Here is a 13,616-nt window from a genome sequence, read left to right as displayed (position 1 = left end):
ACGAAACGAAGACGTTCCTCCATTTTGGACACCTCTTGCCACGGCATCTACACCTCCCGAAAAACGGAAAGTGTTACCCATGTGTCCGGAACGTTCTGTCACCTATGTCTCAGGTCGGGCACGATCCAATTCAATCCCCCCCCCCCTGAAACCCTGTCGCTCGAACCCCGATCAGAGTTGTTGGTGTCGCACGCGCAGCCGGACCGCCACCGTTATTGCCGACGATGGCAGCAAGCCAATGAGATTTTCTCCGAAGTCAGCGCCCTCGGTCTGCCGGTGATCGACCGTTGTGACGATGATGGCGACGGGGTGATCGACCGGCATTGGCCGCTCGCTTGTGCTGCATGAGTGCAACAGTCCACACGCCAGGCAGATTGGCGGCTCCGGCAAGGTTTTGAACCCGCAGCGGAAAGGGCTAATTTCCCGTTAAAAGTGTTGCCGGGTTGCTTGTCATATTTCCCGATGTTGCTAGTTTCCGGCCCCAACTCCGGGAAGAGGCGCCCGGGAAAAAGACAATAAGTCCGGCGTGGCGGCGCCGGGTAAAAAAGGGCTGCGCTCGAGGAGCGCGGGCAAGGGGTTAACGGGTGACGGATGGCAGCGGCCACACCTCAGGATATGCGCCTGCGCGCAGCGAAATCCCGGCGGCCGGAGTGGGCGCCGGGGCTGGGCCTACACGCAAACGCAACAGCGTGAAGCTCCGGCTCGCGGACGGCTCGGAAAGCGATTGCCGCGCTGGGATCCATCTCGCGCGGGAAGCGCATCTCAGGACGATCTTTCGCGATATTGCCTTCTCCGAAACAAAGGCCCGGGCGATCTTTGACAAGGCCATGGCTGAGCCGGAGCGGTTCGGGCCGATCTATGCCAATGTTCAGACCTAAAATATTGATCTGTATGTCAAATGAATGGGTATCACCTTCAAGGTAACAGCTAGCAAAAGTACACTTCGAGGCATTAATGAGATTTTTAAGCATAATCCTGAGCGCTACCCTGATGAATATCGGCGTAGCGACGTTTTCGCGTGCTAACGAAATCAAAATTGGGTTTGACGCATACGGAGTTTCTTACCTAATCGAGGAAAAAAGAGCTGAAGAACTATTCTATGTAACTCTGGAAGCTTTCTCATACTTAAACGAAGTTGAGTTAATCTATAGAGGTCGCGCCTCAAGAAGTATTTTGGCGATTTCTATACAAGATATTATCTCTAACGGTGAATTCAATTTAGATAAATTAAATAATGTTGACAGCGAGGTAAAGTCGATACTCGAGTTGTTCGAAGCTGGTGAGGAACAGTGCTTGGTCCGCGGCTTTAAGACCCGTGAATTGATGCCCGATAATGCTACGCTTGAGAACTGGAAAACGGTAGTAGTGTTCAATAATAAGAAAAATTCGATAGATGATCAGCTAAAATGCCTCTACATAGGTGTGTTAGTTAGCTTTGGTGTAGATTCAGAAAATATTGGAGCTCTATCCAGGTTAAATTCAAGAGAATTAGCAAAGAAAATTATTGATTTGGAGCTTTGATATGGACGAGAAGTTTGAGCTTAATATTGGTGGATACACAATTAGTATCCATGATCCAAAATATCTACCAAATCCGACATTGGACGCTGGAACGGTAATAGAAACAAAAACCAAAGTCGGAACGAATTTTTCTTCAAATGGAACTTTGTATGTTGATAGATATCAAAAAACCGTTACAAAACAATCATTTAAAGATTATGCGCCTGAAGTAACGACGTCGATAGGCTATGAGGCAGGGTCAAAGGCACTTGGCTCCCTGGGAGGAGCAGTCGATTCAAATGGCGATGTAAGCCTTTCTGTAGATCGTCGAATTGGCGCTGCGACCGCAGGCGTGACCGTTTCCACCAATGGATCAGTGAAAGGGAAAGTTTCCGTCTCTGATGCGGAAGTTGGACTTATGGGCTCCATTCACGGAAAAGCGGAAGCCACCGCTTTAATTTCCAAAGATGACAGGAAACTGGGCGTCTACGGAACCGTGGATGAACTCGGGAATTTGGTAAATGCACCACACAACATTAGCGAATTCGGTAAATTTGTCAGAGATTTTTTTCCGGGGTTAGTTCAGGCAACGAATTCGCATATTACAGACAGTATTATGCGAGGCGTTAGCCCATTTTCCACCTATTCAGGACCACAAAGCAACGGGAACTCGAGCGGGGCAAGTACTGATCACACTAGCGGCAACGATGGTGTATCAGCTGCTGCCACATCTGGGGCAGTTCGCAATGCAACTACCACAACTTCATATTCTGACACTGCAAAATACTTCGGCTCAGACTATGCTGGATACGGATATCGAGGTGTAGGCTCAAACGGGTATCCAGATGCATCCAACCCAAGTGGTTCAGACAACAGAGGTAACCGCGACAGCGGCAACCAAGGCAGCAACAACAACAATGGCGGCGGCGACCACGGAGATACAAACCCCGGTTACGAAGGCGGCGGCAGCCTTTCTGTCGGTGATGTTGGCAGCTACGACGGCCAGGGGGGATCGAGCGGCAGTTCCACGATTGGTGACCATGAGCAAGGCACCTGTTTTTCTGCCGGCACACTGATCCTGCTGGCCGATGGCTCGGAAAAGCCGATTGAACAGATCCAGCTTGAAGACAAGGTGATGGCCTTCGACGGTCTGGGCGCTTTGGAAGCGCGTGAGGTTGTCGATCTCATCGTCCATGACGACCAGCAAGTCTTGAACATCGATGGCATTCACGCCACGCCCAATCACCCGTTCCTGTTGCCGGATGGTTCTTTCAAGCCAATTGGCGATCTCTCCGTTGGCGATATGATCGTCCGTGCGGATGGGGCGTCGCATGTCATCGAAAACATCTCGCAAGCAGAAGGTCTTCATACGGTCTACAACTTCACGGTTGCCGGTTTGCACACCTATGTCGCCGCTGGTTTCCGCGTTCACAACAAGTTTGCTGCTCCAGTGATGCTCGACCTCGACGGCGACGGTCTCGAAGTCACCGCGCTGGACCGCTCAACCGTGTTCCTCGACACCGGCGGCGACGGGTTCCTGCATCGCACGGCCTGGGCCGGCGAAGGCGACGGGGTTTTGTATTTCGACCCGGACGGGCGTGAGGAAATCACCGAAAAACGCCAGTTCGTCTTCACCGAATGGGACCCGACGGCGACCAGCGACCTGGAAGCGCTGGCCTCGGTGTTCGACAGCAACGGCGACGGCGTCCTGAACGCGTCCGATACGGATTTTGCAAAATTCAAGGTGATGGTCACCCTGGCCGACGGCTCGACGGTGTCGAAAACGCTGGCCGAGCTCGGCATCACCGAGATCGACCTGACGGCGGATGCCACCAATATCGAGCTTAGCGACGGCTCGGTGATCACCGGCAAGACGACCTTCACGCGGGCCGACGGCACCACAGGCACGGTCGGCGACATGCTGCTGGCGGCGGAAAAACAGGGCCACCGGGTCACCCAGGAGGAATCCGTCGATGGCTCCGGCACGCGCAGCCTGACCACCACCGCCTATGCCGCCGATGGCAGCAAGGCCTATGAATTCTTCTCCGAGGTCAGCGCCGACGGGCTTTCGGTGACAAACCGCTATGACGATGATGGCGACGGGGTGATCGACCGGATCCAGACCATCGAGACGGTGGTGAATGACGACAACAGCCGCACGGAAACGGAACAGAATTATTCCGGCTCCGACCTTGCAACCGCCGTTCTGACCTCCCGCGAGATCACCACCAAATCCGCCGATCACTTGGTCGAGACCATCGAGCGGGATTCGATGGGCGGCGGCTGGGTCGACCAGCGCGAAACCCGGACGGAGGCCGCCGACGGCAGCCTGACGATTGAGGTCGTAAACCTTGCCCAGGACGAGAGGGTGATCACCAGCACCAGCGAGACGGTGTCGCTGGACGGCTCGGAGCGCATTGACGGACTGGACGCCGATGGCGACACCAAGGCCGACACCATCGAGACGCATCTCGTCGACAAACACGACGATGACAGCCGCACGGAAACCGTCACGGTCACCAACCAGGACGGCTCTCTGCGCTCCAAAACGATCGAAGAGGTCGAGGCCGACAACCGCTCCAAGGTGATCACGCGCGATCTGGACGGTGACGGTCAGATCGACCAGCGCGAGATCCTGGACATCACGGTGACACCGGCGGGCGGCAGCACGTCGCGGCTGGAAATCCGCAACGGCGACGGCTCGCTGAAATCCGCGTCCACGACCGTGACCTCGGACGACGCGCTGACAAAGACCACCAAGCTTGACCGGGACGGCGATGGCGACATCGACCTGACGACCGTGGATGCGACCACGGTCAACGCCGATGGCAGCCGTGAGCGGATCGTCACCGAGCGCAACGGCGACAATTCGATCCGGTCGATGCGCAAGGAAAGCCTCGACGCGGACAAGGTCGGCCAGGAGGTCTTTGCCGATCTCGACCGGAACGGGAGTTTTGAGGCCGACGAGAAGGTGTCTTCCGTCGTGGTCGATACCACCACCCAGGAGCGAACAGCGACCCAGTGGACACGTTCTGATGATGGGTCGGTCCTGGCGAAAGTGACAAGCGTCACCTCCGCCGATGGATTGACCCGGGATACGACGAGCGATCTCGATGGCGATGGCGACATCGACCTGAAGGTCAGCGACGTCACGGTTCAGAACGCTGACGGCTCGTCCACCCGGACGGTGACGACGAAGAACGGCGACAACTCGCTGAGGACCATTGTCGAGACGACAACCAGCGCGGACGGGCTCACCAAAACCGTACGCGAGGATGTCGACGGCGACGGCGTCTTTGAGAAGAAGAGCGTCAACACGCTGGTGCTGGAGGCCGATGGCGGCACCACCCGGACGGCCTCGGCCTATGCCGGCGACGAGACCACGCTTCTGTCGGAGACCGTGACGACGGAAAGCGCTGACCGGCGCACCAGAACCGTGACTGCGGACCGGGACGGCGACGGCAAGATCGACAGCACCTCGGTGCGGGAAAAGGGCACGGATGGCGCGGTGACGCTGACTGTTACTGAAACCGGTTATGACGGAACGGGCTCAGAAGTGGTTCTGGGCAAGACGGTCACCACCACGAGTGCGAATGGCCTGGATATCACAAAGGAAACCGATCTCGACGGCGACCAGGTCACAGATGTCACCCGCCACAGCACCACGACGCTGAATGCCGACGGCAGCAGGACGACGGTGAGCGCCACGAAAAACGGCGACGGCTCGCTTCGCAGCACGTCGACGGTCACCGTCAGCGACGACGGCCTGAAAACGGTGAGCAAAACCGATGCGGACGGCAACGGCACTTTTGAGCGCATTGTCACGGACGAAACGGTTCTGGACGCCGATGGCGGCACCACGCGCACGGTTGAGACCCGGTCGCAATCCGGCCAGCTTCTGAGCCGCACGCAGATCGAGACAAGCGACAACGGTCTGGTGACGGTCAAGAAAACCGACCGGGATGGTGATGGATCGTATGATGTTGTCGAGACCGCGACCACGGTTCTGGAAGCCGATGGCGGCACGGTGACGACGACCGAGTCAAGCGAAGGCGGCGTTCTGCGCGCCCGCACGACCCAAACCGTTACCGACAACGGCCGCTCCAGCGTGACGGAAAGCGACGTCAATGGCGACGGCGAGACGGATGTCAGGACCACGCAGACCGTTGCCATTGATGGCAAAGTGACAAACGTGACCCAGTCCCTTGCCGCGGACGGCACTCTGCAGAGCCAGAGCCGGACGGCGACCAGTGCCGATGGCCTGTCTGTGACAACCTCGCGGGATGCCGACGGCAATGGCGCTTATGAGACCCGCTCGGAATCCGTCCGGGTTCTGAACGCGGATGGTTCAACCACGACAACAGTGAGCGCCAAGGCGCAGAACGGCGCGCTTGAGAGCCGCGTCGCGGAAACCGTCAGCGCCGACGGTCTGACCACCACCCGTGCTCAGGACTTTGACGGCGACGGCAAGAATGACGAGACCTCCGTGCGCAAGGCGGTGATCGGTGCCGACGGCACCATCACCACCACCGAGACCGTAAAGGCGCGCAATGGCGATCTGCTGATGTCGTCCATGGAGACCGTCAGCGGCGACGGCCGGTCCTCGACGCTTGCGATCGATGCGGACGGCAACGGCCAGTACGACAGGGTCACCACGGTCACCGTCGGCGATGACGGTGTCACCACGACCACCGCGTCCAGCTATTCGGCAACCGGCGACCTGCTCGCCCGCACCACATCGAGCGAGAGCGGCAACGGACTGGAGCGTACGGTCTCCTTCGATCTGGACGGCAATGAAGCAGCGGACCGGACCTTGTCCGATGTCACGGAGCTTGCCGTGGACGGGTCAACCACCCGCACGGTGACACACGAAACCGGCAGTGGCCGACTGCTCGCGCGCGAACAGGTCATCAGCTCCGATGACGGCCTCACCGTGACCACCGCGCTCGATCTGGACGGCCAGGGCGGCAACGACTTTGTCACCACCAAGACCACCGCTTTTGCGCATGACGGCTCGACCAGCGAGACCTGGACCACAAGAGGCCCGGGCGGCCTCAAGGGCAGCGCCACGCGGGAGACCAGCGGCGATGGGCTTGAAGTGACAACGGAGGTTGATCTGGATGGCGACGGCGACATCGACCGCAGCACCAGTGTGACGCGAAACGCCACCGGCGGAACCACGGAAACCAACAAGCTCTTCGGCAACGGCACCAGCCTGGAGCGGTCGGAAACCACCGTCGTCAGCGCCGATGAACGCCGGCACACCGTTAATATTGACCGGGATGGCGACGGCGATCTTGATCTCAGCACGCATACGGCGATCGACCTCAGCGGCGACACGCTGACCACGTGGTCGGACCTTGCCGCCAATGGCGATGCCGAAGCGGTATTGACCCGACAGGCCAACGCCAACGGGACCAGCGACATTTACCGGCTGGACATTGACGGCGACGGCAGCACCGACATCACCCGCGAAACGGCGATTTCCTATGACGGCGCGGGCAATGAAATCCGCGTCTTTGAGGAAACGGAAGCCGTCGGCGGCCTCGCGTTCCGCTCCACCACGGTGACGTCCGGCAACGGATTGACCTCAATCACGGAGACAGACAGCGACGGCGACGGCAAAATCGACACACGCGCCGAAACCAAAACTGTCCTCAACGCGGACGGGTCGTCCACGACCACCAGCCGCGACTGGTATGAGCGCAGCGGCGTGGAGCGCTCCAGCTATGCCGAGACGGTCAGCGCGGACCGACGCACCATCACGGAAGTCTTCGACTTTGACGGTGACAACGTCACCGACAAGACCAGGGTAACCAAGACTGCCGCCGATGGCTCGGTGGTGGTGGTCGAGACCGGCTTTGGCGAGAACGGCGCCCAGAAGCGTTCCGTCACCACGACCTCGTCGGACGGCCTCACCACGAGCGTGCTGCGCGACGGCGTTACCCAGACCTTCTCCCGGTCCGAACTCGGCAACGGCAGCTACGACTGGGACAATGGGGTCACGGCGACCAGCTCCAAGGCTCATATCACCGTCTCCCACAAGGTAGACGCCGCAGGGGTCGAAACCTGGGAAATGACCTCGGTAAAAGGCAGCAGCACAACCACCTACAGCGAACGCTTCGACGCCGGTTCCAAGGCCCGTCTTCTCACGGAAGCCGCGCGGGTCTACGACGCTGTGCTCGACCGCGACATGGACACTTCGGAAATCGAGGTTCTGGTGCAGTTTGCCGATGACAGCCAGTTGATCCTGGAGGATCTGGCGGCCGCGTTGCTCGCTTCCGGCGAATATGAAGATCGCTATGGGGAACAGACCAACGCGGAATTCCTCGCGCGCGCCTATCAAAACACTCTTGGCCGCGAGCCAACGCTGGAGGAATGGAACGCGCATCTGGCGAAGCTTGACGACGGCACTGGCAGGGCCACGTTCATTGCGGAGCTTTCCGAAAGTGCAGAACATGTTGTCGTCGGAAACGGCCATGGCGAGTCCAACAATTACGATGTGTTCCTGCTCGATGTGGTCCAGGAAGGCGCGCTTGAGCGACCCTTCGGGGTCGACGAGCTGGCTCTGGTGGCGGATGATGACAAGGTCTATTTCGGCACCTCCGGGGCGAATGTCTTCAACAGTTCCGGCTACGATGCCCTGATCGGACGCGCCGGCGATGACCAGCTCTGGGGCGATTCCGGCAATCAGCTGGTCGTGGGCGGCACAGGTGACGATTATCTCCGCGCCAAGGGCGGCAACGACACCTATGTCTTCAATCGCGGCGACGGCGACGACGTCATCATCGATGAAGGCGGTAGCAGCGACATGCTGTGGTTCGGTAAAGGCATCGATATTGACGACTTGAAGTTCAGCCGGTCGGACGATCATCTGCGGATCGACTTTTATGGCGAGAGTTCCTCTAAGGCAGCCGAAGCGGCGGCCAAGGGGCTCGGCGCGCTGACCGGTTCGGTCACAATCCGCTACTGGTTCTCCGACAGCAACATGCGGATCGAAAACCTGGCGTTCGAAACCGGCGACGGCGTCTGGATCGGGCATCTGCAGAATTTTCAACAAGGAACGGATTTCAGCTTTGTAGGCCGCTCCACTCCTGTCTCAGCATCCGCCATAAACGATAACCCCGACCGCAGCTTGATTGGCGACTTCAACGGCGATGGACGTGAAGATGTCATGGTCACCTGGGATTCCACTGGAACAAACAGGTTGTTCCTCGGACGGGCGGACGGTGGCTTCGATCAACGCTCCGACACAATTGCCCCAACGGCGATCAACGGGAGCCCGGATCAGGCACTGGTCGGCGATTTTAACGGCGACGGTCGGGACGACCTGATGTTCACCTGGTCGGATACGGGCACCAACCGAGTGTATCTTGGACAGTCGGGGGGCGGGTTCTCCGGCTACAGCAACAAAATTCCGACGGCTGCGATCAACGGGTCTCCGGATAAGGTCTCCGTTGGAGACTATAACGGAGATGGCCGCGACGACCTGATGTTCACCTGGTCGGCAACCGGAACGAACCGTTTGTATTCCGGCCGAAGCGATGGCGGTTTCGACGGACATTCCAACTTGGTTCCAACCAATATTCTGGACGGAAATCCGGACCGGATCCTTGTTGGCGATTACAACGGCGACGGCCGGGACGACATGATGGTGACATGGTCGTCTACCGGAACCAACACCTATCTGCGCAGCCGGACCGGCGGCGATTTCAAGGGCTTGTTCAACACGATTCCGGTCGACTCGATCAACGGTAGTCCCGACGATGCGGTGGTCGGCGATTTCAACGGTGACGGCCGGGACGATTTGATGTTCTTTTGGACCGCGACCGGAACAAATCGATTGTTTCTGGGCCGGTCTGACAGTCAGTTCGACACGCGCGTCAATGCAATCGACCCGCAGGACATCAATGGCGGGCCGAGCCACATACTTGTAGGTGATTTTAACGGCGATGGTCGAGACGACCTGCAAATGACCTGGGCCAGTTCCGGTCAGAACCGGCTCTATCTCGGTCAGTCCGAGGGCGGATTTGAACGAAAATTCGATTTAATCGCCCGTGAGCAGATCAACGACAATCCCAACTGGGCTCTGGTTTTGGATGTGGACGGGAACGGCAATGATGACCTGTTGTCTGTTTGGACCGGATCCGGAGACAACAACGTCGCGCTGAGCCACACTGACGGATTGAATGTCATCAACGGCTCCGCGGCAAATGATTTGCTGAACGGCCTGCAAGGCAACGATGCCCTCGACGGTCTCGATGGCCATGACAGTCTTTTCGGTGGTGAAGGCGACGATGTTCTGCGTGGTGGCGCTGGCAACGATCTCATGGATGCCGGGACCGGCACCGGGGCCAACTGGCAGTACCTTGAAGGCCAGGAGGGCGACGATTTCTATCTGATCGGGTCAGATGCAGGCCTGGTTTGGTTGACGGACGACGCGGAATGGGAAAGCAGCGGCACTGATACAGTGCGGTTCAAGGAACTAACGCTAGCCGATCTGACCATCTCGTCGGAGAAGGCGGGCAATGAGCCGATCCTGCGCTTCCGCTGGAATGAGGACGGCAAGGCAGGAGAATTGCGGTTAGCCGACACGGGGGCCTGGATCGAGCGGATCGAGTTTGCTGATGGCAGCGTGCTCTCGGACATTGTTTTCGATGCTGAAGGCCGTCTCGATCTTCGCGGTAGCCCAGGCGACGATCTGATCGTCGGCGGCGCCGGCGATGACATCATTCGCACCGGTAACGGCAACGATATTCTAGATGCCGGCGCTGGAACCGGTTCGAACTGGCAGCACCTCATGGGTCGCTACGGAGACGATACATATCTGATTGCTGCTGACGCCGGCTTGGTGTGGATGAACGATCAGGCCGAGTTCTCCGATAGCGGTAACGACACGGTGCGGTTCAAGGACCTTAAGCTGTCCGATCTAACCATCGCTTCGGAAATCTCCGGTGATGAGCCGATCCTGCGCTTCCAGTGGAACGTGGGCGGCAAGGCCGGAGAACTGCGCCTGGCCGACAAGGGAGCCTGGATCGAACGCTTCGAATTTGCCGACGGGACATCGCTGAGCAAGATGTACACGGACGGCAATGGCCGGTCGCGCCTGTTCGGAACGGCAGAAGACGACTATATCCGTGCGACGTCCTTGTCTCCGGGAGACGGCAGCGGCCGCCTGACCGACGATCCCGTCGTCGAAGGAGGCGCCGGCAATGATGTTCTCGATGCCGGTGCCGGCGACTTTGCGGACAACGCCTTCCTTCGTGGTCAGGCTGGTGATGACACTTACATCATCAACAGCCGGTCCGGCAGCATCGTGATCGATGCGCCTGCAGAAGACGCTTCTGGTGGCACCGACACGCTTCGGTTCACGGATCTGAGCCTCTCCGACTTGTCCATCCAGTTCGAGGACCAGCAGAATGTCAACGGTGTCGCCCTATTCCTGTCCTGGTCGGCTGAAGGAGATCGTCCGGCAGGCCAGGTCATGCTGGCCAATGAAGGTCAGCATTTTGAACGATTCGAGTTTGCTGATGGGACCACGCTCTCGGCGATAATTGCAGAAGGCGAAGGCCGTCTCGATCTGCGCGGCACCGACGGCAATGACCTGATGATCGGCGGGGTCGGCGATGACATCATCCGCAGCGGCAATGGCAACGATGTCCTGGACGCTGGTGCGGGAACGGGAACCAACTGGCAGCATCTCAAGGGGCGCTACGGTGACGACACTTACCTGATCGGGTCAGATGCGGGTCTTGTCTGGATGACAAGCGACGCGGAACTGGCCGACAGCGGCGCAGACACCGTCCGTTTCAAGGATCTGATGCTGTCTGACCTGACTGTATCCAACTATGTTGACAATGGCACGTCCGTGCTCCGGTTCCAGTGGAACAAGGACGGTGTGACAGGTGAGTTGCGTCTGGCCGAGGGAGGCGCGGAAGTCGAGCGTTTCGAGTTCGCCGACGGGACAACGCTGAGCGAAATCAGCCTGGCAAGCGACGGCAGCGTGATCCTCACGGGCACCTCCGGCAACGACACAATCACCGGAACTTCCGGCACAGACACCCTCACCGGTGGAGCAGGCAACGACACCTTCGTCTTCACCGCGCTGAATTCCCAGATACCGCAAGCCACTCCGGCTGATATCGTCACCGACTTTGTCGCCGGCGCGGGCACGGACGATGTTCTGGAACTGTCCTCAAGCCATTTCTCCGGCTTCGACGATGTTCTGGCCCGGGCGGTGGAAAACGTTTCGGACGGCAGTGTCACACTCAATGTCGGCATGGATGCACCGCTTGTGGTGCTCGAAGGCGTTGCGCTTGCCGATCTGCACCAGGACGACTTCCGCTTCGTCTGATGCTGCCCCCTCCCCGTCACGCATCCTGCGTGGCGGGTTGCCCCGTCAGGAGCGACCTGGCGGCCAAGCGCTGCTGACAGGCCGTTTCACGATCTCTCAGGTCCCGCGGCCAGCGCCTTCGCGGCCCGCGAGGTTGCCAAGCTCGGCCAACAGCCGCGCCTCTTCCGTCTTCAGGGGCTCGCCGGAATAGGTGAAGATCGTATAGTCCAGGGCTGCCGCCCCGGTGCCGGAGGCCAGGAAGCTTTCGGCAAATTGATGAAACACGATTTTCTTGAAGAGGTCCGACCCGGTGAAGCCGCCATAGGCGCGGTCGAGCCTGGGCAAGAGTTCCTCGATGATGTCCGCGCCGGTTTGGCCGGGTTTGACGGCGACGCGGACATAGAGCAGCGTCTCCACCTCCGGGGTAAAGCCGTGCCGCTCGACCATGGCCAGGATCGCGGCGTTCTGGTGGACCTCGTGATCCATGTCCCAAAGACGCAGGAGGTTGGTGTAGGCGGGCACGAATACCGCATCCATGACTGCCAGATAGGTGAGTATGGCTTCGCCGAACTGGGTCTCGTCATGCTCCCAAAGTTCGCCTGCACGGTCCACAGTTCGTCTTAGCACGGTTTCAAGGCTTTTCACCCAACTCCTCACCCGGTCCCGGGTCCTGGGAAAGCTGCGGGCATTGTCCCAGAACTCGGGACAGAAGGTCTGCCACGGATCATATCCGTGGAGGATGCTTTCGATCTCCTCGGGCGCCGGTTCAGCGCCCTGTTCCACAATCAGGAAAGTCAAAAAGTCCGACCCGCCCGCCTCCGCCTTCTGCAGGATCAGGGACAGCGCAGCGTCCAGATCATCAAACGTCTGTTCAATCGTCTCTTCGGACCGTATGTCGCCGCAGGTGATTTTGACGACAAGCTGGCGCGCGTTTTCATTGTAAATCTCTTGCAACGGCATCGAAAATCCTTGGGCGTTCCGTTTCACGGCACCTAATGCCGCACTGGCGCATGGGTATGAGAGAGACCGATGAAGGGACGCTGCCTAGCGCCTGAAGTCCCCGAACCGTTTGAAAAGCACGTCTGCCTTGTCGAACAGGAAATAGAGCGGAAGCAGCAGCAGGATGGTCCAGGGAACTTTATGACCGGAGACCTCAACCATGTAGGACAAGTCCCCCATCACCAGCTTGGCCAGCTTGTGGAAATAGACAAAGGCCAGCCACAGGAAAAAGATCGCCGCCAAACCGAAGGCAAAAACAGATAAGGTTTGTCGGAAAGAAGGTATTTTCTTATCTTTGTTTTTAATGTGGTCCCTTTGAGCCAGAGATTTTCAATATGCGGCTCGCGAAAATAAACGTAAACGTTCGCAACCTGCGTGAGAACTGTAAAAAGAAGAAGAAGAATATACGCGATGGCAGCCAGGACGGAATTGACCGGGACAACCTGCACATAGGTCAATATTAGACAGCTAACAGCCGCACCCAGGTAAAAACACAACTTTGATATACGGGAGAAGAGGCCAAGTTCTTCCATGGTATCCCCTTTGGAAACCGCAGTGCGCTTGAACAGGAGCGAGCGTTCGGTATTCACTCGTTCAAGCGGGCGTAAGAGGCCCACCATGCATACCTGTGGTTTCAAATCTGTGAATCGCACCTGGAGCTCTTTCAGCGTTTCCGGAACCAAATCCCGTGGGCGACGTTTCCATTGTGGACCACACCGCATGCTCCCTTGGCCCGCGAGGTCAGTAGCATGTGGCCGGTCTCACCCAGGCTTTCTTGCCGCAA

General features: G+C 58.5%; 6 protein-coding genes and 1 pseudogene. 5 read left to right on the top strand and 2 right to left on the bottom strand.

Annotation, left to right across the window (positions count from 1 at the left end; genetic code table 11):
* The 5 genes and pseudogenes from M0H32_RS23375 to M0H32_RS23355 form a co-directional block, all read left to right on the top strand.
* Positions 1-348: hypothetical protein (locus M0H32_RS23375; RefSeq protein WP_248158099.1), on the top strand; the 348-nt coding region annotated here is incomplete at its 5' end.
* Positions 349-584: 236 nt separating this feature from the next.
* Positions 585-878, top strand: a complete 294-nt coding sequence (locus M0H32_RS23370; protein WP_248158097.1) for a hypothetical protein — start codon at positions 585-587, stop codon at positions 876-878.
* A 112-nt stretch (positions 879-990) separates the two neighbouring features.
* Positions 991-1,521: a hypothetical protein gene (locus tag M0H32_RS23365; protein ID WP_248158092.1), complete on the top strand. Its 531-nt coding sequence runs from the start codon at positions 991-993 to the stop codon at positions 1,519-1,521.
* 1 nt (position 1,522) lies between these two features.
* Positions 1,523-2,632 (top strand): annotated as a pseudogene (locus M0H32_RS29780) (hypothetical protein); the annotation flags it as partial.
* A 3-nt stretch (positions 2,633-2,635) separates the two neighbouring features.
* Positions 2,636-11,854, top strand: coding sequence for an FG-GAP-like repeat-containing protein (locus M0H32_RS23355; RefSeq protein ID WP_248158090.1), 9,219 nt, complete (start codon positions 2,636-2,638; stop codon positions 11,852-11,854).
* A gap of 96 nt (positions 11,855-11,950) precedes the next feature.
* Here the strand turns inward: M0H32_RS23355 and M0H32_RS23350 are convergent, their stop codons facing one another.
* Both M0H32_RS23350 and M0H32_RS23345 read right to left on the bottom strand, forming a co-directional pair.
* A complete protein-coding gene (locus M0H32_RS23350) occupies positions 11,951-12,793 on the bottom strand; it encodes a hypothetical protein (RefSeq protein WP_248158089.1) in 843 nt (280 codons plus the stop codon).
* Positions 12,794-12,877: 84 nt separating this feature from the next.
* Positions 12,878-13,075 carry a hypothetical protein gene (locus tag M0H32_RS23345; RefSeq protein ID WP_248158088.1) on the bottom strand — a complete coding sequence of 66 codons (198 nt, stop codon included), beginning with the start codon at positions 13,073-13,075 and terminating at the stop codon, positions 12,878-12,880.
* Positions 13,076-13,616 lie beyond the last annotated feature (541 nt).

The organism is Roseibium sediminicola (assembly GCF_023156505.1).
GTDB lineage: Bacteria > Pseudomonadota > Alphaproteobacteria > Rhizobiales > Stappiaceae > Roseibium > Roseibium sediminicola.
The sequence above is the reverse complement of the archived record's forward strand: the minus strand, read 5'-3'. Positions and strand labels throughout refer to the sequence as shown.